16 protein-coding genes are annotated in these 25,597 nt (G+C 41.6%); 5 read left to right on the plus strand and 11 right to left on the minus strand.

Annotated features, from left to right (window positions below; genetic code table 11):
* Window positions 1–99 precede the first annotated feature (99 nt).
* Window positions 100–2,352, minus strand: a complete 2,253-nt coding sequence (locus tag HUW51_RS21775) for a DUF7133 domain-containing protein (RefSeq protein WP_185271709.1) — start codon at window positions 2,350–2,352, stop codon at window positions 100–102.
* Between the two features lie 167 nt (window positions 2,353–2,519).
* Window positions 2,520–4,172, minus strand: coding sequence for an alginate lyase family protein (locus tag HUW51_RS21780; RefSeq protein ID WP_185271710.1), 1,653 nt, complete (start codon window positions 4,170–4,172; stop codon window positions 2,520–2,522).
* A gap of 489 nt (window positions 4,173–4,661) precedes the next feature.
* Between HUW51_RS21780 and leuS the strand changes: the two genes are divergently transcribed.
* On the plus strand, window positions 4,662–7,430 hold the full coding sequence (gene leuS, locus HUW51_RS21785) for a leucine--tRNA ligase (RefSeq protein WP_185271711.1): 2,769 nt from the start codon (window positions 4,662–4,664) through the stop codon (window positions 7,428–7,430).
* A 104-nt stretch (window positions 7,431–7,534) separates the two neighbouring features.
* Here the strand turns inward: leuS and HUW51_RS21790 are convergent, their stop codons facing one another.
* Both HUW51_RS21790 and HUW51_RS21795 read right to left on the minus strand, forming a co-directional pair.
* Window positions 7,535–9,244: a PAS domain-containing hybrid sensor histidine kinase/response regulator gene (locus HUW51_RS21790; protein ID WP_185271712.1), complete on the minus strand. Its 1,710-nt coding sequence runs from the start codon at window positions 9,242–9,244 to the stop codon at window positions 7,535–7,537.
* A 34-nt stretch (window positions 9,245–9,278) separates the two neighbouring features.
* Window positions 9,279–11,723 carry a GNAT family N-acetyltransferase gene (locus HUW51_RS21795; RefSeq protein ID WP_185271713.1) on the minus strand — a complete coding sequence of 815 codons (2,445 nt, stop codon included), beginning with the start codon at window positions 11,721–11,723 and terminating at the stop codon, window positions 9,279–9,281.
* Between the two features lie 67 nt (window positions 11,724–11,790).
* Between HUW51_RS21795 and HUW51_RS21800 the strand changes: the two genes are divergently transcribed.
* Complete coding sequence (locus tag HUW51_RS21800; protein WP_228466821.1) at window positions 11,791–12,195, plus strand: DUF7793 family protein; 405 nt, start codon at window positions 11,791–11,793, stop codon at window positions 12,193–12,195.
* A gap of 262 nt (window positions 12,196–12,457) precedes the next feature.
* On the opposite strand, the gene HUW51_RS21805 is transcribed toward HUW51_RS21800, so the two are convergent.
* The 3 genes from HUW51_RS21805 to ispG form a co-directional block, all read right to left on the minus strand.
* A complete protein-coding gene (locus HUW51_RS21805; RefSeq protein ID WP_185271715.1) occupies window positions 12,458–12,805 on the minus strand; it encodes an MmcQ/YjbR family DNA-binding protein in 348 nt (115 codons plus the stop codon).
* On the minus strand, window positions 12,805–12,969 hold the full coding sequence (locus HUW51_RS24895) for a DUF6728 family protein (protein WP_317175611.1): 165 nt from the start codon (window positions 12,967–12,969) through the stop codon (window positions 12,805–12,807). The genes HUW51_RS21805 and HUW51_RS24895 overlap by 1 nt, the downstream gene beginning before the upstream one ends.
* A 116-nt stretch (window positions 12,970–13,085) precedes the next feature.
* Window positions 13,086–15,068, minus strand: coding sequence for a (E)-4-hydroxy-3-methylbut-2-enyl-diphosphate synthase (gene ispG, locus HUW51_RS21810; protein ID WP_185271716.1), 1,983 nt, complete (start codon window positions 15,066–15,068; stop codon window positions 13,086–13,088).
* Between the two features lie 189 nt (window positions 15,069–15,257).
* Here ispG and HUW51_RS21815 point away from each other — a divergent pair, with 189 nt between their 5' ends.
* Entirely contained in the window at window positions 15,258–15,713 is a 456-nt protein-coding gene (locus tag HUW51_RS21815) for a hypothetical protein (protein ID WP_185271717.1), read from the plus strand.
* Between the two features lie 89 nt (window positions 15,714–15,802).
* Here the strand turns inward: HUW51_RS21815 and HUW51_RS21820 are convergent, their stop codons facing one another.
* On the minus strand, window positions 15,803–17,995 hold the full coding sequence (locus tag HUW51_RS21820) for a glutamine synthetase III family protein (protein WP_185271718.1): 2,193 nt from the start codon (window positions 17,993–17,995) through the stop codon (window positions 15,803–15,805).
* A 250-nt stretch (window positions 17,996–18,245) separates the two neighbouring features.
* Here HUW51_RS21820 and HUW51_RS21825 point away from each other — a divergent pair, with 250 nt between their 5' ends.
* Window positions 18,246–20,102, plus strand: a complete 1,857-nt coding sequence (locus tag HUW51_RS21825) for an LTA synthase family protein (protein WP_185271719.1) — start codon at window positions 18,246–18,248, stop codon at window positions 20,100–20,102.
* A 626-nt stretch (window positions 20,103–20,728) separates the two neighbouring features.
* Window positions 20,729–22,054, plus strand: coding sequence for a tRNA (N(6)-L-threonylcarbamoyladenosine(37)-C(2))-methylthiotransferase MtaB (mtaB, locus tag HUW51_RS21830; RefSeq protein ID WP_185271720.1), 1,326 nt, complete (start codon window positions 20,729–20,731; stop codon window positions 22,052–22,054).
* On the opposite strand, the gene HUW51_RS21835 is transcribed toward mtaB, so the two are convergent.
* The 3 genes from HUW51_RS21835 to HUW51_RS21845 all read right to left on the minus strand — a co-directional run bounded on the left by HUW51_RS21835 (window position 22,051) and on the right by HUW51_RS21845 (window position 25,529).
* Window positions 22,051–22,713, minus strand: coding sequence for a hypothetical protein (locus tag HUW51_RS21835; RefSeq protein ID WP_228466823.1), 663 nt, complete (start codon window positions 22,711–22,713; stop codon window positions 22,051–22,053). The genes mtaB and HUW51_RS21835 overlap by 4 nt on opposite strands.
* A 195-nt stretch (window positions 22,714–22,908) precedes the next feature.
* Window positions 22,909–24,465, minus strand: a complete 1,557-nt coding sequence (locus HUW51_RS21840) for an ATP-binding cassette domain-containing protein (protein ID WP_185271722.1) — start codon at window positions 24,463–24,465, stop codon at window positions 22,909–22,911.
* A 200-nt stretch (window positions 24,466–24,665) separates the two neighbouring features.
* Window positions 24,666–25,529, minus strand: a complete 864-nt coding sequence (locus HUW51_RS21845) for a hypothetical protein (protein WP_185271723.1) — start codon at window positions 25,527–25,529, stop codon at window positions 24,666–24,668.
* Between the last annotated feature and the right edge of the window lie 68 nt (window positions 25,530–25,597).

A 25,597-nucleotide genomic window follows, 5' to 3' on the forward strand; every position in this document is an offset into this window, starting at 1 on the left:
AGCAATTATAAATAAAAAGCTGATTAACAGCATCCCATATCTGCTAATCAGCTTTTTATATAAATCCATTTTCCCCGAAAAGAAATTTTTTAAAATTTTCTATTTTGCGGAGGCTTCCAGGTCATCTAAGGTCCAGTACTTCTGGCGGCTCACGGTTTGCGAACGAATAACTTTTACTTCTTCCGGTTGAATGAGGGGCGCCTTGTTGTACATGTCGTTGCGCACGTAACTCAGAACGGCCGCAATCCATTCATCGTCGTTATGGCCCATAGCGGGCATTACATCGGGGTAGGTTTTCCCTTCTACCGGACCAGATAAACCGTGGAGTAAAATCCGGATAAGGTTGGCTTTTTCGCCGTTAACCCTTTTGGATCGGGAAAGTGGCGGCGCTACCATATCGTTGCTCCCTAAGGCAATGCCTTTGCCGTCCTGGCCGTGGCAGGCGGCGCATACCTGCTGGAAAATAACGGCTCCTTTGGTTAATAGAGCTCGGTTGGTGGGGCTTAGTTTCCGGTTTTCTTCTTTCCTGCGAGCTAAGGTTTCTTCGGTTTTCAAACGGCTTTTCTCCGATTCGGCCAGCATGGGTACATTGGGATTTTGAGCGATCAGGTTTTGTACCATTTTGCGGCCCTGTTCGTTTTTAAGTTGCCGTAAGGTTAAGGCCAATTGTATTTTTACTTCGGCATCCGGATCGTTCATGAGTTGGCTTAGCTGCGCTATTATTTCAGCATTGTTTTGTTTTACAAATTTTTCGCTGATCCAAACTGCCGTTTTTCTCACCTGCGGATGTTCGTCTTTAAAAGCCGCCAGTAAAGTTTTCTGATCGATGGCTTCTAAACCTTCTAAAGTCCACAAAGCGTGAATTTTACCTAAATGGTTGTTTTTATCTTTTGCAAACAATTTACCCAGCCAGGAGGCTTTTTCGGTGACCAAAGCTTTTAATGCTGGCACTACGGTTTGCTCATTCCGGATAATAAGGAGCTTTTGGGCATTGTCGCGCCACCAGCCATTAGGGTGGTTCAGGTAAGAGACCAACTTTTCGGCGGGTTCGTTTAACAGGTTAGGTTTGGTAGTGTCCGGTTTATATGCCTCGTGCACAATGCGGTAAATACGGCCACGGCCTTTGTTTTTGTCTAAACCCCGGGCTAATATTTGCGGACGAATGTAACTGCCTTCTTTGGTCCACTCGCTTTCCTGGATAATGCCGTGATACATATCAACCACGTACAAACAACCATCGGGGCCCGTAGCCATATTTACCGGCCGGAAGTTCATATCGGAAGAAGCCAGAAATTCTTTTTGCTCGTAGGCATTTTGCAGTGTTAATTTCCCTTGCTGATTAATTACTTTTGCCCGCCGGATTAACCGGCCTACCGGCTCCGGTGTGAAGAAATCACCCTGTAAACCAGCGGGTAAGCGGTCGCCGCGGAAGATGGTTTGGCCACCGCTGGAAGTAAAATGATTTAAAGTATTATCTTCCGGGCGCATTCTTTTACGGCCCCCTTGCGCATCCAGGGTTCCGATAATGGGATATGTGGCTAAAAATGCTTCGTTGTACTGGTCTTTAAAATCGAGGCGGCCATACGCCGGGTTTTGCTGAAAAGAAACGGCCGGTCTTTCGGCCCCTCCCGCCGAGAAAAATAAGCGGCCATAATTATCGTGCGCCACGCCCCATTGCCCGCCCGGATCTTCCACCAACGAATCAGCCTCAATCAAGCCATTTTTGTACCGGAACCGGATAGGGTCCCGGGAAACGTACAAGTAATTATCAAGGTTCCAGATTAAGCCGCTTTTCTGGTGCTCGAGGTTGCGGGTATCTACCAGGTTGTTTTCGTATACGCGTTTTTTTTCATCGGCTATGCCATCGTTGTCTGTATCGCGGTAGCTCCACAAATGGTTGGTATTGGTTTCGTTCACTAGTAACCGGTCATCGAGCGGTAAAATCATGCGGGGCAATACCAGGTTGTCGATGAAAACGGTAGCCTTATCCATTTTTCCGTCGTGGTTGGTATCTTCCAGTAATTTAACGCGGCTAACGGGTTTGTATTTATCAGTGCCGTAAACATCCAGCATGTAGGTATTCATTTCGGCTACAAACAAGCGGCCATTGCCGTCCCAGGCAATGGCAACCGGTTCCTGCACCATCGGCTCACTGGCTACTAACTCCAGGCTATAACCGGGCAGTAGCTGCACTTTTTTCATGCTTTCTTCCGGAGTTAAAGGCAGGGCTGGCGGATCTTTATCTATTACGGTCCGGGTAAAAGAATTATTGGTGGTAACGGATTCCGGCCCTTTACAAGTAAAAAACAGGAAGAATAAGGCTGCACTAAAACACCGGTATTTGTTTCTCATAGAAGTTTTTAAAAATTAGAAACTTTTAAAATACTAAGTTTTAGTCAGGTAAAATCTAAAATTTTAAAAATTTTAAATTCTGCCGCTTTTAAGATGATTAACCCGGTGATTTAATTTGGTCTTTATATAATTCCGCAAATATTGTAAAGTAGTTGGTTGGTTAATTTTTAAAAAGTGTAACCAATTTTTTGAATTAACAACTGCCAATCCATGCCTTTCCGGAAAGCGGCTTCGGAGTAGCCCGAGCTGGTGCCTAATAAACTATCTAGTTGCTGAAGGTAGGTTTGTACTTTATTCTGCACCTCTTTATCATCGGTCCAGGCCCCACTTGCCCGCCGCATAGAATTCCGGAACAGCCGATACACTTTGGGATCTGATAAATCTTCGTACTGCGACCGGGGCCAATCCTGCGGATTTAAGGTAAACTGTAGCATAGCCATAATGGCTTTTTTAACTGAAGAACCAGTAGAGCTGGTGTAATTATATAAATCAATGCCTACATTTTCGGCCAGAATGCAAAGTCGCAGTAACAAATCCAGATTTTTTTGACAGTAGGTGGCGGGTTTCGCTCGCTTTATTTCTTTTGGCATTGCCCCGGCGGGTACCGGAAATGTTTGTTCGGTGCCACTGCTATCTTTTGTTATAAAATTACCAGATTCCGGTAATATTTGCTCCGATATTAACCCTTTGGAAGTTTCGGTATCTTTTAAAACCTGGTTAATTTCGTTAATGGCCCAGGCTTCTTCGCCAAGAAACAAAGCATAACTAATTACTTGCAGCTCAAAGGCACTCCGGATGTTGTTTTTAGCCGCTTTTATTTCTTTCATCATTTGGCAATGATAAAAAGCCTCGGTTCCTTTTTTGGGTACCGCGGAGTATTGGGTAGTTAACCATTTCCAAAATTCCCGGAACCACGCTTTCATGCCGGCATCTACTTCGGGAGCATCTACTAACGCTGGCGATTCTTGTAATAATTGATAGCCGTTTAGTAATTCGGGCAATAACTCTGCATCTACAAATCCGATACTTCGGCCATAGCCCTCATTAACCCCCATAATTATTTGCGCATATTTTAAATGCGGATTCATGCGGGTAGCCGGATCCAGGAAAAAAGCACGCAACAGCGCAATAGCTTTACTGGCATAAGCATCTTTTTTGGTGAAATAATAAGCCAAGCCTAGTAACTGAATATCGGCGCAAATAGCACGCAGTAACTTATGATCCGGAATGGCATTGTTTTCGGGATTCACTTTACCATCGTGCACGAGGTAAGGCAATCCGTTGGCAGCATTCGGATCGGGCCACCAGTAGGTTGCCAGGCTCACATAATCGTTGGGCGAGCTGGTAGCTATCATGGGCTTGGTTATAGTGGCTCCGTTAGTATCGGTGTAACTATAGGTTTTTAATTTAGGAGCAATGCCGTACGGCGCTTTGTCCAGCAAATTATTATTGGCAATAATCGATTCGAGCCGGTTAACTGCATTTTTTAAAAAAATGCGATCGGAATCGCCAGATAAAACCTGCTTGTATAAAGTAGCATTGGTTTGTAACGACGGAAATGACCAGGATATTGGTGGTTGCCGGTTCGCAAACGTTCCTACGGTTATATTTGTATCGGTTTCCGAAAGAGGTGGAATCCGCGGATCATCGGGTTTGGTTTGTAAACTTGGATCGGTTTCAAATTCGGTTTGTAAATAATCCGCGTCGAGTTCTTCGGTTTCCCAATCTAGCCCCTCGTTTTCGGAATGGGCCGCAGTGGCAGTAGCTGCAGTCGATTGATGCGCAGCTACATTTAAAGGATTAAAAGCACTTTTTTCCATAGAGCACAAGCAAGAAGTATACGTTAAGAGTTATTTTATTCCGTTACAGCAACAAACGCAAGCACCTCAATCATTTTAAGTAAAAAGACACAAGTATCTGGCTATTATATGCAAAAATTAAATCAGGTAATTTTCTTAGGTTTCAGAATTTTAAAAAATTTTAATTTTACTTAGTCCGTATCCACTTTGTCCGGGTGCTTCCTGTATTTTACCAATAAGCCGGCTTTAAAAAGGAAGAATGCACAAGCGGATTAATACTATAGCTCTACCCGCCGCTAACCCGAATAACGAAACAGCCGCCTCATTTTCCTGATATTCCCTGGGGCAAGTCATCTTCCTTAAACTTCTTAATTAACTTAAAACATTTTTAAAATTCATGCAATGTTTTACGGGTAAATATTAATCATTCGTAAAAAAAAGTAATTTTGCGTTTGGTCTAAATCTTATCGGGAATCTTTTACTTGCGAATCTTATACATCAAGCAACCCAATGTCAGAATACAACTTTAACCAAATTGAAAAAAAGTGGCAGCAGTACTGGAATCAACAACAAACGTTTAAAGTTACGATAGACCCTAACCGGCCTAAGTACTACGTGCTGGATATGTTTCCGTATCCTTCCGGCGCGGGATTGCACGTAGGTCATCCGTTAGGTTATATTGCTTCTGATATTGTGGCGCGGTACAAACGTATTAAGGGGTTTAATGTTTTGCACCCCATGGGTTTTGATGCCTTTGGCTTACCCGCCGAACAATACGCCATCCAAACCGGACAGCACCCGGCCGTAACTACCGAGCAAAACATTGCCCACTACAAAGAACAATTAGCTAACCTGGGCTTTTCTTTTGATTGGAGCCGCGAAGTGCGCACTTCAGACCCGGCGTATTACAAATGGACACAGTGGATTTTTTTAAAATTATTTGATTCGTGGTATAACCAGGAAACCGATAAAGCCGAACCCATTAGTACCTTAATTGCCAAGTTTCAAGCAGGCGGCAACACCCAGGTTAAGGCAGCGGGCCACGAAGATGAAATTCCGCAGTTTAGCGCCCAGGAGTGGCAGCAGTTTTCAGAAAAAGAACAACAAGCCATTTTATTAAACTACAGGTTGGCGTTTTTATCGGATGCTACGGTAAACTGGTGCCCGGCTTTAGGTACGGTGCTGGCTAACGACGAGGTAAAAGATGGCGTATCGGAACGGGGAGGCTACCCGGTAATCCGGCAAAAAATGAAGCAATGGAGTTTACGGATTTCAGCTTATGCCGAACGTTTACTGAACGACCTCGATCAGATTGATTGGACCGAACCCATTAAAGAAATGCAGCGCAACTGGATTGGTAAATCTATTGGTGCCGAACTAAATTTTAAAATTAAAGATTCTGAGCAACAACTTAAGGTATTTACCACCCGGCCCGATACCATTTACGGGGTTTCTTTTCTGGTAATTGCGCCGGAGCACGAATGGGTGCCCGAGTTAACTTCGCCGGAACAAAAAGAAGCTGTAGAAGAATACGTAAACACGGCCAAAAACCGCTCTGAGCGCGACCGCATGAGCGATGTGAAACACATTAGCGGGGTTTTTACGGGCTCTTACGTTATCAATCCTATTAGCGGCGACGAAATACCATTGTGGATTGCCGATTACGTGTTGGCCGGTTACGGAACAGGCGTTGTAATGGCCGTACCCGCCAGCGACAGCCGCGATTTTAACTTTGCCCAGCACTTTAATTTACCCATTATACCGGTAATCGAAGGCTCTACGCCCGACGAAGTTTACGAAGCCAAAGAAGGCATCATGATGAACTCGGGTTTCTTAAACGGATTAACCGTGAAGGAAGCTATAAAAGCCGCAGTTGCTAAATTTGAAGAAATGGGAATTGGTAAAGGCAAGGTACAATACCGGATTCACGATGCGGTGTTTGGCCGGCAGCGTTACTGGGGCGAACCTATTCCGATTTACTACAAAGACGAAACGCCTTACCCATTACCAGAAAGTGAATTGCCGTTAATTTTACCCGACATTGATGCGTTTTTACCTACCGAAACCGGAGAACCGCCGCTTGGTCGCGCAAAAGATTGGAAATATCAGGACCAGTATCATTACGAGTTAACTACAATGCCGGGTTGGGCCGGCTCTAGTTGGTATTACTTGCGCTACATGTCGCCGGATGATAACGAACAATTTGTATTGCCGGAAGCAGAAAAATACTGGAACAGCGTTGATTTATACATTGGTGGTTCCGAACACGCTACCGGCCACTTGTTGTATTCGCGTTTTTGGTATAAATTTTTAAAAGATCTGGGTTATGTATCAAATGAAGAGCCGTTTAAGAAGCTCATTAACCAAGGCATGATCCAGGGCCGGTCTAATTTTGTATACCGGATTAACGGCACGAATACGTTTGTTTCCTATAATTTAAAAAATAAACATGAAGTTACCCCCCTGCATGTAGATGTAAACATCGTGGAGAACGATGTTTTGGATATAGCGGCTTTTAAAAACTGGCGTTCAGACTTAAGCGACGCTGATTTTATCTTGGAAGAGGGCAAATACATCTGCGGTTGGGAAGTCGAGAAAATGTCTAAATCCAAATACAATGTTGTTAATCCGGACGATTTGGTGCATAAAGTTGGGGCCGATACCTTGCGCATGTACGAAATGTTTTTAGGCCCGCTGGAGCAGTTTAAACCCTGGAACACCAACGGCATTGATGGGGTACACAAGTTTTTAAAGCGATTCTGGAAATTGTTCTTCGATGCCGATAACCGTTTTTCCGTTTCGGAGGAAGAGCCAAGCGCCGCCGAACTTAAAACCTTGCATAAAACGATCAAGAAAGTAGAAGAAGATATTGAACGCTTCTCCTTTAATACATCCGTGAGCACGTTTATGATTTGTGTGAATGAGCTTACTTCGTTAAAATGTAACAAGCGGGCTGTTCTGGAACCATTAACCATCATTTTATCGCCATACGCGCCGCATATTGCTGAAGAATTATGGCATTTACTGGGGCATCAGGATAGTATTTCGTACGCCCGTTTTCCGGTTTGGGAAGAAAAATACCTGACAGAAAGCACGTTTGAATACCCGATTTCGGTGAACGGCAAAATGCGCGGTAAACTTACTTTCCCTACCAACATGGCTAAAGAGCTTATTGAACAAGAAGTAATTGGCTCGGGAGTGATTGATAAATATTTAGAAGGAAAATCGCCGAAAAAAGTAATTGTAGTGCCAAATAAAATTGTAAACGTAGTAGTTTAATAAAATCTACAGCAAACAAAAAGCGGCTCAGGATAACTCCTAAGCCGCTTTTTTAATTTATAAAAATAAGAATTTTTAAAATTCTATTGAAGCAATATCAATGTCTAGTCGCAATCTGCATTTGCTGGCAAACAATACTTAACAATCCGGTTATAAAGTTCGTCCGGGTTAAAGGGCTTGCTTAAGTAATCATTCATCCCCACCTGAAACGCACGGTCCTGAATATCCAACATGGCCGAAGCGGTTAGCGCAATAATTGGCACTTTCTGGTATTTTTCATCATCTAGCTGGCGAATAGCTAACGTAGTATCATAACCATCCTGCTCCGGCATTTGTAAATCCATCAGAATTAAATCATAATCATTGGCTTTTACCAAATCTAACGCTACTAACCCGTTTTCGGCAATATCAAAATCAATTTGCCATTGCTCTAAAAACTGCCGTACCAGAAAAATATTAATTTGGTTATCCTCGGCAATTAATAAACGGGTTCCTTTTAAGCTTTTTGGCGCAGAAACTACGGTTTCTTTGTTATTAGCCGCCGGACGGTTGCTGTTTTCAAAAGTAAGATCAAAATAAAATGAACTGCCTTTTCCTATTTTACTTTCCACAAATATGTCGCTGCCCTGCAATTTAAGCAAATGTTTGATAATGGTTAAACCTAAACCGGAACCGCCATACTCCCGGGTGGTATCTGATTTAGCCTGCGTAAAGCTCTCGAAAATAAGCTCCAACTTGTTATCCGGAATACCAATTCCCGTGTCGGTTACTTTAAAGTTTATGGTGGTGTTCGCTTGGGTAATTTTAATTACTTCCGCCATTACCATCACACTACCTTCTTTGGTAAATTTTACGGCATTACTAATCAGGTTGGTTAATATTTGACTTAAGCGAACCGGGTCGCCCACAATCATAGATGGTAAATCCTGATCCAATAAAAGCTTCAGTCGCAGACCTTTTTCGTCAGCTTTTTGCTGAAAAGCATCGCATATGTTACTAATAAGCTTCTTTGGATTAAAATCAATTTTTTCGAATTCTATCTTACCCGCTTCAATCTTACTAAAGTCCAAAATATCATTTATAAGAGTTAATAAATTGTCGGCCGAAAATTTAAGCACCTTTAGGTATTCTTCCTGATCCAGTCGGGGATCATTTTTCAGAAGTAAATGGGTAAAACCAATAACGGCATTCATGGGAGTCCGTATTTCGTGGCTCATCGTAGATAAAAAACTGCTTTTTGCCTCGTTTGCTGCCTCGGCCTTGTTTTTAGCTTCAATTAATTCTTGCTCCGTTTGTTTTTGCTTCGAAATATCTTTCGCAATAATTAAAATGCCGTCGGTTCCTTTAGTATTATTTTTTAGTAAAGATAGTGAACAGGAAGTTGGCAGCTTATGTCCATCCTTGATTGTAAAAAGTAATTCTTCGTTTAAGCATTTGCCGTCGGTTTTAAACCGCCCCAGTAATTCTGAGAAAAAAGGGTTATCCTGTAGCTGAACAAAATCAGAAAGTGGTTGATCATGCAGTTCATACTCTATATAACCAGTAAGTTCTTCAAAGGCTGGATTAACATTACGGATAGTAAAATCTGTATTCAGAATCAAGAGCATATCCACCACTCCCTGATAGATGCTTTGCATAAAGTCCCGGGAAACGGTAGAATTTTTAAGCTCTTCGCCCAGCATATTTACGCCGGCAATTATGGCATCTAACTCATCCCCAGTTTCCGAAGCATCTATTTTGTAGTCAAAATTACCATTGGCTACTTCCGCAATCAGAGTAGAAATTTCCTCGATTCTATCGTTCAGAATATTCACGTAATTGAATAGTTTCTATATTTTTAAAATAGTTTTACTCTTTTTCTACGGCAATCGTAGCTTCTATTAACTCCATGGCGTAATTATCTTTAGCCTGGTAATAACCTACTTTGGGGTAAAGCGTGGCACCTACTCTTTTCTTTTCAATGCTGGCCGAGATACCAAAGTTTACTTTAGCGCATTTTAAAGCATTAGCCCGCTTAATTACCTGATATAATGTTTGGCGATAAACACCATATTCCATTAAGTAATCATAATCCATACCAATTAACATTGGGCTATACACTTGCGCCGAATTAATGTGGCAAAAACAAACAGAAACCGGCAATTTATTTTGAGAATACTCTTCTTTAATATACAGCACTACAAATTCCCAATCTTTACTTTCGTTCATTAAATGGAAAAGCTTTTCCGGGAATAAGAAGTTGTTTAATGAAAAGTTATTGTCTTTTACGTTTTTGAACAACGTAATGGCGTGTTCTAGTTCCTCCGTTGCCAACTGGGCTTTTACTTTAACATCAAAAAATGGCTCATTTCTTTTAATTTTCTGAACATAGTGTCTCCGGTTCTTGCGGGAAAGGCTTTCTACGTATTCTTCTTCTGTAGTCCAGTTTAGGTTTTCTATTACGCAGGACTCCGGCATATCTATTTTCACAAAGCCTTGATCCACCATAAACTCATCCATGGATTTATCTTCCGCATCAAAGTCGCGTAGCACAATGTTACTCGCTTGGGTATTTTCCTGCACCCGGTAAAGCTCATCCATTACCAACTTAAAAGCTTCTTTCCATTGGGCGTTGTTTTTATTTAAGTAAAGGTGGTTGCCCTCCGTAAATAAACTTCCCATGAAAATACCTGTCGAGGTTAAGTAGTAAGGATTAAACTCTCTCTCCTTCTCAATAACTTTAGATACCGAAGCCTGCGAAAACATGTCTTCTTTATGCAGCGCCACTACAAACGAAGTTAGTAACACCAATTCGCCTTGGGCATCTTCTACCACGTAATATTTAAAATCCCAGTTATTTTCCTGTTCTTCATTATCCCGGAAAGAGTCTTCTAAAAACTTCATGCCGTTCCAATCAACCATCCCGTCGTTGCCGATGTAATTATTCCAAACCGCGGCATTTATATTTTGAATGGTATCAAATTTTTTAACTATTAATTGCGAAGAGGCCGGGTTTGCAGGAGTTTTAACTTCAACTGATGTGGCTAAAGGAGCCATTTTAAAGGCCTTCCGGATTTTCTCATCGGTTTGGTTAGTTTCTTCTAATGCCCGCTTAAAGTGGAGTTGTAACTTGTCGACCAAAGTTTCGATTTGCTCCAAGGTATTGTTTAAGGAAATGGTGATCCGGATGCCGATATTTTTGGCTGGTACCGCTGGGAAAGTAGCTAAATTTACGTAGATACCATCGTTAATCAATTCCTGCACCAGGTAATTTCCGGTATCCATAGAACCCGTTCCGATAAAAAAGATCGGGCTGTTATTTTCGTGCACCAATGGTAAATTGGTTCGCTTTAATAACTGGTTAAAGTATTCTATTTTATGTTGCAGCTCTTCCTGGTACTCGTAAATCTCATCGCTTAAGTGAATGCGGGCCGAAGCAATAGCAGCGCCTAAGGTGGCCGGCTCAATTTGTACCGAAAAGGTTAAAGGGCCACCAAAGTTATTTACTTTATTATACCATTCTTCGTTCGGGAAAAGCGACAAACCGCCACAGGCCCCAAATGCTTTGCCCAAATTTGCCGTTAAAATCATTTTGCGGTACAAGCCTTCCGGCATTTGACTCATTACGTAACCTGTACCATGTTTGCCAGCCCAGCTCATGCCGTGGGCATCGTCTACGTATAAATGCAACTGCTCATATTTTTCCGCTAAAGCAATCAGCTCTTTAACCGGGGCAAAATCGCCGTACATCGAATACACGCCATCGGCCATGTACCAGATTTTATCGTATTTGTTTCTTTGCTTTTTAATGCGGTCTTCCAACATTTCTAAATTATTATGCCGGATCATCTCTACCGCTACCCCTTGGCTCAGCAGTTTTTTTACAGCTTCCTGGATACTGGCATGAACCTGATGATCCAGAATAACTAAATCAGTGGACCGAATAATGCTGGGTATAGTTGTAAGGTGCGAAAGTGTGCAGTTCTTGGAAATAACAACCGGGGCATTATACATGGTCCGGATCATACTCTCTAACTCACTGTATAATGGGTTGGAAATATAAGTACGCGACATAGGAAACTGCGTACCATAACGCATGATTGCATCAATAGAACCTTCTTTCAGCTTCGGATTATGTTCCAATCCTAAATAACCGCAAGTACCAAAATGAAGTACCTGGTGGCCATTTAAAGTTAAAACCTGACCGTTTAAAGTTTGGTCTTGCGCATGTAAATGAATAATACCTTTCTTTTTAGACACCGATAATACAGAATCAACCGTATCTATGATGTTGTTATGTCTAATTTTTGCCATATTTTTTTGCTATTATTGTGCTCTTGAGTTTTAACAACACCAATATTGCATTTTATATTCAAATTAAATGTCACAATTCCAAGAAGGTGATAGAACCCTAGCCAAAGAAACCGAATATGTCAACATGTTCGTTCAAGACGGAATATTCCAATGCTACTTCAAGCCCATGGAAGTTCTGGATATTAACGTTGCGCACGTTACGGTAAGAGATAGATTGAACTTTTTGAAGAAAAACTCCTATCCGTCTTTGTTTGATATATCGGAAGTAAAACAAACCACTAAGGAAGCCAGGGACTTTATGGCCAATGAAGGGAACGAATTGGTGCTGGCAAGTGCTATGATTGTGTCAAATCCGATGCTTAAAATGATGGCTAACTTTTATGTAATGGTAAATAAGCCTAAAAACCCAACAAAATTGTTTACCGATGTAAACAGTGCTTTAGAATGGCTGGCTCAATTTAAAGCCAAGTAGTTTCGCTTAATTGTATTTTGCTTAGTGTTAAACAAAGCTTGTTTCTATCTTTTAAATTAAAGATAAATCTAGCATTATAGCACAAGTCCTATTTTTAAAATTTTATTTATTTGGCCAGGTATAGTTCAGTTCACTTTTATAGCACACTTTTATTATTAAACTTTACTAAGGTTAAAACAAACGAATTTTATAAAATAAAATAAAAACCCGGTAAGAACTACTGAACTTACCGGGTTATATTAATATAAGAGAAGGCTCCTAACTATTCGAGGTCTAGTTTCTGAACACGCGTAAGTTTAGAAAAAACTAATTCGTACGAGTGGTCAATCCATTCCCGTAAAAGATTATCTGAAATATTGCCCTGGGTGCTCACGGTATTCCAATGTTTTTTATTCATGTGATAACCGGGTTGCACCTCATCATGTAATTCCCGCAACTCCATTGCTTTATCTGGGTCACATTTTAAATTAACGCTCGCAAACTCGTTGATATCGGTTAAGGCAAAAATTTTGCCGGCTACCTTAAATACTAAAGTATTGTCACCAAAAGGAGTTTCTTCGGTAACACCAGGTTTGGCGAGGCAATAATCCCGAAAATCTTCAATGTTCATTAAAACAGGTATTTAATTGCCATGTAAATTAATCCTGCCAAAAACATGCTCATTGATAACTTATTAATAAAATGCATGGTGCGCAGGTTAAAATTAGATTTACGTCTCGGATCTTTCTTACGAAAGAAATAAGTGGCCACTTCTGAAAAATCGAATAATCCCATGAGATATGCTATTGGTTATGAAGGTTCTAACTTAAAACAAAAATGCAGATAAAAGAATTTACTCCGGGCAAATATTTAAAAAAGTAACATCTGCTGAGTCACTGATTTTTTAAATTTTATGAGGTAAGTTCTACGGGTATAGTTGCGGGTTCTACCCAACGGTTATCTTCTTTTATTAATTCAATAAGCTCATCTACAGCGGCATCTTCCGGCACTGATTTTTTAATTACACTCTGGCCGCGGTATAAAGCTATTTTTCCTTTACCCACGCCTACGTAACCGTAGTCTGCATCAGCCATTTCGCCTGGGCCGTTTACAATACAGCCCATAATACCTATCTTTACTCCTTTTAAATGGTCAGTCCGCTTCCGGATCATGGCAGTTGTTTCTTGTAAATCAAACAAAGTGCGGCCGCAACTCGGGCAAGAAATGTATTCGGTTTTGCTCATGCGGGTACGGGCGGCCTGCAAAATACCAAACGATAAGCGGTTTAACTGATCAATTTCGTGCAACCATTCTGGTTTCGGTTTATCAACTAAAAGCTCCGTACTTAGTAAAACGCCGTCACCCAAACCATCTATCAACAAACCACCAACATCTGTGGAGGCGTATAACTGGGTTTGCTCTGCCAACTGTTTCGGGAAACTTCTTTTTATAATTACTGGCGTTTGCAAGCCATTGTTCATTAACCGGAAAAAGCATTTACGCAATTCAGCCATGGCATGGGCATTAGTTGTTTCTATCATTAAAACAACAGAAGAATCTGCCCGGAGTTTGTAAAGAAAAGGCTCAGTTAAATCATTAATGGTAACCAATACAAAATTAACTTCCGGATGTTGTTCCGGATTATTTACATACTCCTTAGCCCGCATGCAAGGGTAGCGATCCAATCGGTTTAAGGCTGATAACCACACCGGATAATCAACAATCTCCTTTAAGCCATTGGGGAGCATAAAAGAAATAGGGTTTTGGCCGGTATAGATGTAGTCCGCCCCTAAATCGTTCATGTTAAACTTATCCAGCAACATGGAGTATAAATGGCCTACGCATTTCAGGTCGGCGTATTGGATGTTGGTTAAGCGGCTTAAGTCGGCCACTACCCGGGGCACATTTTGCCCGCCTATATTTCCAACTTCCTGGGTTTCGCGGCGGGAGTAGGCAAACGGATTAAGGGGTACCTGGCAAACAGGTTTAATAGGCTGGTGTCCGGCCCGGTCAGCGTAACGGTCAATTAATAACCGGGCAACCGGAGCTTCAAATTCCGGGGCTTCCGTTAAAGATACCCGTACCGTATCGCCAATGCCATCTTCCAGCAAGGTACCAATACCTACCGCTGATTTTATCCGGCCATCTTCTCCTTCGCCGGCTTCTGTTACCCCCAAATGAAAAGGATAAGGCTGCAAACCTTCTTCTTCCAGTTTTTGCGCCAATAACCGGTAGGCCTGCACCATTACCTGGGTATTGCTGGCCTTCATGGAAAGCACAATGTCGTAGTAATTTAAATCTTCGCAGATCCGGAGAAACTCCAGGGCACTTTCTACCATTCCCAGGGGAGTATCGCCGTAGCGACTTAATATCCGATCAGATAAAGAACCGTGATTGGTACCGATACGCATGGCGGTGCCATATTCTTTACAAATTTTTACCAGCGGAATAAACCGTTCCCGGATCCGGTCCAGTTCGGCCTGGTAAGTAGCATCGGTATATTCAATTATTTCAAATCTTTTTTTGTCGGCGTAGTTACCCGGGTTAATCCGCACTTTTTCTACAATACGGGCCGCTAATTCGGCTGCGTTCGGGGTAAAGTGAATATCGGCAATTAAAGGCACCTGATAGCCGCGGCGGCGAAGTTCGGCTTTAATATTTTTTAAATTTTCGGCTTCTTTCACGCTTGGGGCGGTAATCCGCACGTACTCGCAACCGGCTTCTACCATCCGGATGGTTTGCTCCACCGAACCTAAGGTATCCATGGTGTCGAAGGTAGTCATGGATTGCACCCGGATGGGGTTATTTCCGCCCAAGGGTATTTCTCCAATGTAAACTTCGCGAGTTTGCCGACGAAGGTATTCCGTTAAGCTGCGGCAATACGTATTATTCATGTTAAATGCGGGTGTTTTTCTTTAAAACAAACTTCCGGGCAGCTTAGTGTCCGGATGCACAAAATTACTAGTTACTCCTCGATTTAACACAAGGCATTAATTATTTTAAAAAACTTAATAATAAATCTTATTAACCGTTTAATTGTTTTAACTTAAGTATTAATTTTTAATTTTTTGATTTTAAAGAACATGGATCCACTTCATTCCCGGGCTAATTGGCGGGGTAAAATATTTCAGCAAGCAGAGGCTTTTGGTATGAAGAGCCAGCAAGTGTTAGATATTCTGACATTAACCAAAAGCGCTATTAAAGAAGAATTACAAGCCGAAATTAAAAATGGCCAATATAAAGTTGTATTGCAATTTCTGGTGGACCAATCGGTACGGCACGGTAAAAATTTGCTTTTTGATAAAATTATTCAGAAAGTTGCCGCTCGTTTAATTTTACGTTTAGGTATTCCGGGTGGTTTAGCGGTAAATATTGCTACTTTATTGGTGCCGGTATTATTAAAAGGAGTAAGTAAAAAAGTACTTAAAAATACCGATATACAAACTTGGCTTACCCAGATTAACCATAGCAAAATTGTGCCCCAGATAAATGCGCTTAAAAACTTTTTTAAAAAAGATAATAATGCGGCGGCGGCTTAATTTTTAAATTTTAAAAATATGATTTTTTTTAAAAACAAGAAAGGCGCTGATTTCAGCGCCTTTCTTGTTTTATTATGGGTTTGTATAAATTAATGTTTGAACAACATTTCGCGGTATTTAACTAAAGGCCAGTCTTCGTCGTCTACCATTAGTTCCAATTTATCTACGCTGTAACGGATTACATCAAAGTAAGCCCGAACCACATCGCAGTAATTAATGGCACGTTCGCGGGCATCTTCAATTTTGTTGGCCACTTTACGCGCTTCAATCATTTCTTCCACATTCTTTTTAATAATGTTAATGTGTTTCGAAATAAATTTAATGGATTCAATGGTTGATTCAGTATACTCGCCTTGATCTAAACCTAGTTCGCGTAAACCTTTAATGTTATTAATTAATTTGTTCTGATAAGCTACTGCCGTAGGAATTACGTGGTTATTGGCTAAATCGCCTAACACCCGGGCCTCTATCTGAATTTTCTTGGTGTATTCTTCCAATAAAATTTCGTGACGGGCGTGTAATTCTACTTTCGAGAAAATACCATTCCGGATAAATAAATCTTCTGAAGTAGGGCTTACTAAAAAGTCTAAAGCTTGTGGGGTGGTACGTACGTTAGATAAACCACGGCTGGCGGCTTCATCTTCCCAGTCTTGTGAATAACCATTGCCTTCGAAACGGATCGCTTTAGAAGCTTTAATGTACTCGCGGATGATCTCCACAATAGCTACTTCTTTTTTCTTGCCTTTATCAATTAAGGCGTCAACTTTCTTTTTAAAGTCAATTAGTTGATCAGCCACAATGGAATTAAGAACGGTCATTGCAGAAGAACTGTTGGCAGAAGAACCAACTGCCCGGAACTCAAACTTGTTACCGGTAAAAGCAAACGGCGAAGTACGGTTACGGTCGGTGTTATCTAATAAGATTTCAGGGATTTTATCGATACCTAATTTCAGGTACAGGTTATCACCTTTATCAATAGAAATTTGCGAGTTGTTTTCCAGTTCGTTTAATACGGCATCTAACTGCGAACCAATAAACACCGACATAATAGCGGGTGGCGCTTCATTGGCACCTAAACGGTGGTCGTTGTTAGCCGAAGCAATAGAAGAACGCATTAAGTCAGCGTGCTTGTAAACCGCCATAATGGTGGAAGCAAAAAACGCTAAGAATTGCAAATTCTCTTTTGGCCGTTTGCCGGGGCTTAATAAGTTTACGCCGGTATCGGTAGAAATTGCCCAGTTGTTGTGCTTACCGCTACCATTTACGCCTTTAAACGGCTTTTCGTGCAATAAAGCTTTAAAGTTGTGACGCTCCGCTACTTTGCTCATCACATCCATTAATAACTGGTTGTGGTCAACGGCTAAGTTGGCATCTTCAAAAGTAGGAGCGCACTCAAATTGGTTCGGAGCTACCTCGTTGTGGCGGGTACGCAACGGAATACCTAATTTTAAAGCTTCCTGCTCAAAATCAACCATAAAGGCGTGTACCCGCGGCGGAATAGAACCAAAATAATGATCTTCGAGCTGCTGACCTTTCGCTGGCGCGTGGCCAAACAAAGTACGACCTGTCATTACTAAGTCCGGACGCGCTTCGTACAAAGCTTTATCTACTAAGAAGTATTCTTGCTCAATACCTAATGTAGCTGTTACCCGGGTAACATCTTTATCGAAGTACTGGCAAACCTCTACTGCTGCCTGATCCAGGAAAGTTAAAGATTTAAGTAAAGGCGTTTTGTAATCTAAAGCTTCGCCGGTGTAAGCAACAAATACCGTAGGAATACATAAGGTTTTAGCACCATAAGTTTCCATGATAAATGCCGGAGAAGTTGGGTCCCAGGCAGTATAACCGCGGGCTTCGAAGGTATTCCGGATACCACCGTTCGGGAAAGAAGAAGCATCCGGTTCTTGCTGTACTAAAGCCGAACCTTTAAAGTTTTCGATGGCTTGGCCATCGTTATTTAAATCAAAGAAAGAATCGTGTTTTTCGGCAGTGGCGCCGGTTAGTGGCTGAAACCAGTGGGTGTAATGCGTAGCACCCTTAGATAAAGCCCAGGTTTTCATAGCGGCAGCAACCGCATCGGCTACGGCGCGGTCTACTTTGGTGCCATGTTTAATAGAAGCAACCAGTTTTTTAAAATACTCACCAGACATGGTAGTACGCATGGCTTCCATGCCAAAAACGTTCTTACCAAAGTATTCAGAAATTTTTTGAGTGGTTAGTGGTACATCAACTGGTTTGCGGTGATCAACCAGTTCTAGCGCTTTAAAACGAAGTACGGCCATAGTTTGATTAAAGGTTTATGATATGGTCAAAGGTAATAATTAATCTTTTCCCTCAAAATGCATCGATTAAAATTTTAAACATTTTTTTTTAAAAATGATAGAAATATGTTAACACATTGCTTTAAATCAAAGAGTATTTTTTTAAAAATTACTGTTTTTAAAGGTTAACAGATAATTTTAACATCGTTTTTTCAATTTTAACAATAAACAAGTTTCTCCGGTGAATTTAAATTAAATATATATTTGCTAAGTGAAACAAGCTTACCTCCGACCTGCCCTGTATTATGGTTTCTGGCTGTTTGTTGGCCTAATTATTAAAGCTTTATTTTTAGCGTACCAACACACCCAAACCGCTGACCTGAATCCTGTTGAAATTTTAAAAATTTTTGTTAATGGGTTGCGCATGGATGCTTCTTTTGCGGCGTACCTGTGCATTTTGCCTTTTTTTTGTTTTTTGCTGGAAACTTTTGAAAAAAGCATCAACCTGAGCAAAGCAGTAACTATTTATACGCTGCTCATTATCGTACTTACTTCTATTATATGCCTCGCCGACCTGGAACTGTACAAAGCTTGGGGATTTCGGTTAGATGCTACTCCCCTGCAATACCTGAATACGCCCGGCGAAATGATGGCTTCGGTAGCTGCTACGCCTATTTTTTTACTTTCCGGCTTGCTGGTTTTACTAATCGCCTTTTTAATTTTTGTTTACCTCCGGATAGTTAAACCTCATTTACAGGCAAATTCGCCGGAGCAAGCTTCTATAAAATCTAAAATAATGGCGGCTTGGTGCTTGCTGGTGCTTATTGTGCCCATGCGCGGCGGCTTACAACATATTCCGCTAAACCAAAGCGATGTTTATTTTTCTAATAAATTATTCGCCAACCACGCAGCAGTGAATGTACCCTGGAACGTTTTGTACTCTTTGAACAAGCGCAATCTGGTATCTACTAAAAACCCTTACAATTACCTGGAGCCTAGGCTGGCTAAAAATCTGGTGGATTCGCTGTACGCGCTGCCGGCTACCGATAAAGATTTATCTCCTTCTATTTTAAAAGTAAACCGGCCGAACGTTTTATTTATTATTCTGGAAAGTTATACGGGTAAACTAGTGGGTTGCTTAGGCGGCGAACCTGGGGTTACGCCCAACCTGGACTCGCTGGCGCAACAAGGCTTACTTTTTAAAAATATTTATGCCAGCGGCGACCGTAGCGAAAAAGGTTTGGTGGCTTTACTAAGTGGTTATCCGGTGCAAACTACTACCTCTATTATAAAACTGCCGCGCAAAACCGAACACTTGCCACATTTAAATCTTATAATGAAGGCGCAAGGGTACACCACCAGTTATTATTATGGCGGCGAACTGGCTTTTGCTAATATTAAATCTTATTTGTTAAATGCCGGTTACGAAAAGCTGGTAAGTAAATTTGATTTTAATTCCGGTGATTATAACTCTAAATGGGGCGTACACGACCACGTATTATTAGAAAGGTGGTTATCTGATTTAAAAACCGAAAAACAACCTTTTTTCTCTACTTTATTTACCCTGAGCAGCCACGAACCTTATGATATTCCGATACCGGCTAAATTTCCGGGAACAGATGAGGCTACCCTTTTTAAAAATTCGATGTATTACACCGATTGGGCCATCGGCAAATTTATACGCGAAGCTAAAAAACAATCTTGGTGGGCTAATACTTTAATCGTAATGGCTGCGGATCATGGCCACCGCTTTCCGAACGACGACCCAAATTATAAATCCAGTAAATTCCGGATTCCTTTTTTACTTACCGGCGGAGCCCTGAAACAAGCATATCCGGCTAACACCTTAATTGGTTCGCAAACCGATATTGTACCCACCGTTTTGCAGCAATTGCAATTGCCGGCAGAGCAGTTTAAGTGGGGCAAAGATTTATTAAATCCCGCGTCTAAACCATTTGCCTTTTACGTGTTTAACGATGGCTTCGGCTTTGTAACGCCAGCGGGCGTAGTAACCTACGATAACATCGCCAAAAAAGTAATTACCCAAGACCCAGGCGTTCCAGAACAACAAATCACCACCGGCAAAGCCTACATGCAGCTTTCTTTCGGCGATTATATTGATAAATAGTCTTTAGTTTTTAGTCATAGTCCATAGTCCATAGTCGATAACTCATATTCTGTAATTTATAGACAACAGATCATAGACCACATTACTATTTTGTTTTGTGCTTAGAAGTTAGACAAACCTTTACCCCCAAGAGGTTTCTTGTTTCCTATTCTAAAGAACAGCTTTTTATGAAATACTAAAAAAGTAAAATTTTAAAATTTAAAATTTTACAAGCCACCCATGCAACAAATAGCTTGAGCCAGGTGCAAAGAACGACGCTAAACTGTTCGAGCGTTCAGCGAGTTTTTAGCGTCTTGATTTTTTTGGTTCTTTTTGTATCAAGACAAAAAGAACAAGAAGCGAGCAATGAAACAACTCCAGTAAGCCATCAAAGCTGGTACAGCAGCTATGCGAACGATAATCCACTTTATAAATCGTAAGGCACAGAAGTAAATCCGCGCCATAGTGTGAGAATAAACCAGCATCAGCCGCAACGAAGTAAAAGATAATTATATCATTATAATGCTAACTCCAGTACAAAAAACACGAAAATTCAAAATACAAACCATCTCTAAACATCAAAGGTTTAGATAAATGTACTCCGTAAACTAGGGTCTGTCATCTAAAATAAGTACCTTTGCGGCGCAATGAAAAAAGTGGCCTTCTATACGTTGGGATGTAAACTGAATTTCTCGGAAACGTCGTCTATTTCCCGGATTTTTCAGGAGCGCGGTTTTGAAAAAGTGAATTTTGAAGACCGTGCGGATATCTATGTAATTAATACCTGTTCGGTTACCGACAACGCCGATAAAAAATGCCGGAAAGTAGTTAAAGAAGCTTTAAAGCATTCTCCGGACGCTTTTATTACCATTGTGGGCTGTTACGCCCAGTTAAAGCCCGAAGAAATCTCGAATATTCCGGGAGTAGATGCCGTATTAGGCGCTGCCGAAAAATTTCAGTTAGTAGATATTCTGGACGGTTTTGTAAAAAAAGACAAGCCACAAGTACACGCAAGCGCTATTTCGGAAGCCAATACGTTTCATAATGCTTACTCCATTGGCGATAGAACGCGTACTTTTTTAAAAGTGCAGGATGGCTGCGATTATTCCTGTTCTTTTTGCACCATACCACTGGCTCGGGGCAAGAGCCGGAGCCAAACCATTAGTTCAGTAGTAAATTCGGCCCAGGAAATTGCGGCATCTGGCGTTAAAGAAATTGTGTTAACCGGCGTAAACCTCGGCGATTTCGGCATTTTGCCGGGGCAAGGCCGCCAGCAAACATTTTACCACTTAATCCAACAACTAGATCACGAAGTTACCCAAATCGACCGGTTCCGGATTTCTTCCATTGAACCTAATTTATTAACCAACGAGATTATCCGTTTTGTGGCGCAATCGCAACGGTTTGTGCCGCATTTTCATATTCCCTTGCAATCCGGATCGAACAAAATTTTAAAATTAATGCGGCGGCGCTACCAGCGGGAATTATACCGCGAGCGGGTAATGGAAATTAAAAAAGTAATGCCGCACGCCTGCATTGGCGTAGATGTAATCGTGGGTTTTCCGGGCGAAACCGATGAAGATTTTATCGATACCTATAATTTTTTAAACGAACTCAATATTAGTTACCTGCACGTTTTTCCGTATTCGGAGCGGCAAAATACCAAAGCCATCAACTTGCAAGGCAGCGTGCCCTTAGGCGAAAGAAACCGGCGAGCCAATATGTTGCGCATTTTATCTGAAAAGAAAAAGCGCTTTTTCTACGAACAACACGTGGGTTACGAAACTACCGTATTGTTTGAGGCCGATGTAACCAATGGCCTGATGGAAGGCTTTACCAATAATTATTTGCGGGTACAGGTGAAATATGATCCTATTCTGGTAAATGAGTTAAAACGGGTTCGTTTAACCGGGGTAAACGCGGCAGGTTTAATGGAGGCCGAAGAAGTATACGCGGAAGTATATCAGCATTAATTAGTGAGTACCGGTAACGCAGATACCGGAGTTTCCGGAATTACAGGCTGTTTCTCCCGTTCTTTATGTAACCGAAAACGTACCCCAAAAGATAAACTGATTAAGCTGGGATAGCCGGGCACAAAGGTAGTCGAGAAATCCAGTTTATCGGTTAGTTGGTAATTGTACTCCAGCTCGCCGGCGTACGGAATAAACTTATACTGCCATTTAGCATCCGGTTTTCCGTTAAAAAAACCCGAATCCTGGTAGCCAGGCAAACTATACCAGTTGCGGCGGTAGATAAAGGTGGGCCCCATGCCCCCACTCAGCTCGTGTCGCTTATTTTTAAAAATCATGGCCCGGAAACCAATGTGCGTAAACCCACCCAGGAGCGCTGCACAATCGGTATAAAGCGCCTGAATGCCTTTCACCGAAAATTTATCTGGTTTTATAAAGCTTTCGTAGGAGGCCATGCCGCCTAAGTTAAAAACAAAATACCCTTTATTATCGGGGTTAAGGGGCATTAACGGTGCATTAGGGTCTCCTTTGGGATGCAGGCTTAAACCAAAGTACTTAATGCCGAAATAGTTTTGGGAAAAGGTTTCTTGCGTTAACCCGACCGAAAGTAGTCCCACAACAACCCAAACTCGCTTAAACTGGTTACTTAAAGTACGCCGCATCCCAAAAAATTTAAAAATTTGAATGTACTCGCTGCTGCAATTGTGGGTTTATAAATATATTATTCCAGAAAATCTTAAAACGTAACGCTTCTCAAAATTCAGCAATCTAATCCGCTTTATTTCTAACCTAATAACCTGATTTATAACATAAAGTTTAACTTTTGGCAAGAAGCTTTTACCTACATTTTATTAAAATCAGGCGATTGTTTCTTCCTCTATGGGGTATTGCATCATCCGGTCTAACCGTCCTTCTTTCAGGTAAAAGTAATTATTTACAAAATGCGGTACTTCGTCGGCGTAATGCGATACCAGAATTAAAGTAGTATCGGGGGTGCAGTAATTTTTTAAAAGTTGGGTAGCCCGTTGGATGTACTCCCGGCTTAATCCCTGTAAAGGTTCGTCCCAGATTAACAAAGCCGGATTTTTAAGCACCGAACGGATAAGTAAAACCAATCGTTGTTCGCCCGCTGACATTTGCAGGAATGGTTTGGTGAGTAAATCTAACCGGTCAAAAAAAGCAAAATGATTCTGAATTTGCGCTTCCTGCTCGGTAGTTAAAGTTTTAGGCCGGGTTAGGGTATCGGTATAACCGGTGGCCGCTACTTGCTGCCCCGATAAGGGTTGCCGGAAATACAAATGCAACTCCGGCGACACAAACCCCATGCGTTTTTTAATATCCCAGATGCTTTCGCCGGTGCCTTTCCGTTTATCAAACAAATAAATTTTATTCGCAAAAGCCTGCGGATTATCGGCATAAATTAAAGATAGAATGGTGGTTTTACCCGAACCGTTAGGCCCGATTAAGGCCCACTTCTCCCCTTTCTGCACCGTCCAGGAAATGTTTTCCAGAATGGTTTTATTCTGATAACGCACAAATACGTTTTCAAACTTTACGGCAGTTGCAAAGTCAATTTTTGCTTTAGGTATAGTAGTTAATTGTAAATCTTGGCTTTGATCCGAATTCTCATCCTTTGCGGCGCCCTCTGTTTGTAATTTTTTAAAAAAGTCGGCGCGCGATAAGACAGCTTTTATTTTAAAATCGTCCAGCCAAAGCACTTGGGTAATGCTTTCGGGGATTTCCTGTTGGTTAGTGGCCAGTAAAATTTGCGTGCCCTGCTTTATTACATTGTTAATAATAGCGTTTAGTTGCTGTCGCGATTTTTCGTCTAAACCGGTAAAAGGATTATCCAGGATGAGTAGTTTTGGTTTTTGCAGCAAAGCCCGCGCAATTTGCAACTTGCGGGTTTGGCCATTGGATAGTTTAATTAAGGTCTCGGGCAATAACTCTTTTAATTGTAGCAGGTCTATAATTTCTTCTATCTCGGCGTAAGTACAGGTTGTGGTTACATTGGCAAGTATTTCGCGCACGGTAGGTATGGCAATTTCACTTTCCAAACTTTGGTAGCGTTGCTGGTAAAACGCCCGCTCGTAATTAAAAAAGGAGTTTTGCTGCTGAAAAGTAATTAAGGCCGAATGCGCCCGGAAGCTAGAACGATCCACGGTTTGCAGTTCAGCGTCCGTATTTACCCGTACCTTCAATTCATAATTACCCGACCGCAAAGGCAATTGCCCCGCTAGAGCCGACAAGAAAGTAGTTTTACCGGCCCCCACGGCTCCGTAAATGGCCCATTGTTCGCCGGGTTTAAATTGCCAACTCAAGTCAGAGAAAACTACTTGGTTTTGGCGGGTAAAAGTAGCCTGGCTCAAGGTAATGGCTACCGAACCAGCCGTATCATTTTTTAAATTATTCATGAATTTACAAGTACGCAACTGCTCCTTATGGTGTTCACACCGGAATTTAAATGCGCAGTAGTTGTTTTTCTGTGGCAGTTTACCGGTTAAAAAATGCCGAACAAAGTGATTTTTTAAATTTTTGCCTGCGTAGCTTCCGGTTAAATACTATTTAAGCAAAACACTTCCAATTTAAACTGGCCGAAATAAGTGGCGGGTTTTTACTCGCGTCCGTAAAAGTAAAGCTTTACTTGCTGGGCTAAACCTTTCTCGCTTAAGGTAAAAAATCCGGAATTGTCTGTGGCAAAAGTAATAGCTTCGCCTTGCGGCTCAATATTATAAGGCAGGTTAGTGAAATCCCGCTGCAAGGCGTCGGCCAGTGTTTCGTTATTTGGCCGGGCATAATAGTACAGGCTGGTGTAGGTTTTTAGTAATAATTCTTTGCCATCCGGCGAAATGGCCGCGGCTACAATGCCACTGTATTTGGTAGTGCCTACCAACGTAGCCGTATTTACCGCGGCATAATTAAAAGGAGCAGTTAAGCGGTACAACTTACCCGGGCTATCGCGCTTGGTTATAATGTAAATGTCCTGGGTGGTAGGGTCCACGAGAAAGGCTTCGGCATCGTGCGAGCCATCGGGGTATTTAAATTTTATCTTTTTTACATTATCTACGGTGGTGGCGGTAGCGGCTGGTTCGGCAAACTGGTAAATGGTATACTCCGGGTATTTACTGTCGTTGTCGCCGATGTCACCAATAAAAACATCCGTGTTGCTTAAAGCCATTTCTTCCCAATCGCGGTTTACGGCCCCTTTTATGGTTATCTGTTTTACTACTGTTCCGTTATGGTCCAGTAAGTAAAGTTGGTTGGGGCGGCCACTATCTTCCTGCACCCACATTTTACCCGGGTTTGTTTTACTATCGGCAATGCCGGAGGCTTCTTCAATAATGGGGGTAACCGTTACTTCGGTAGGTGTTTTTTTAAATTTTTCCTTTTGGCTGAACGGCGACTGAATTTTGTCGTCGCAGGCAGTTTGGCTTACCAACAAAGCCATTAAACCCCAACTTTTTACTACTGTTTTCATGTACCAATAAGTATCGTTTTTACTTTAATCTTTTTTAAGCACAATAACTGTAATTTAAACTTTTCGGT

The sequence above is a fragment of the Adhaeribacter swui genome, assembly GCF_014217805.1.
Taxonomy (GTDB): Bacteria; Bacteroidota; Bacteroidia; order Cytophagales; family Hymenobacteraceae; genus Adhaeribacter; species Adhaeribacter swui.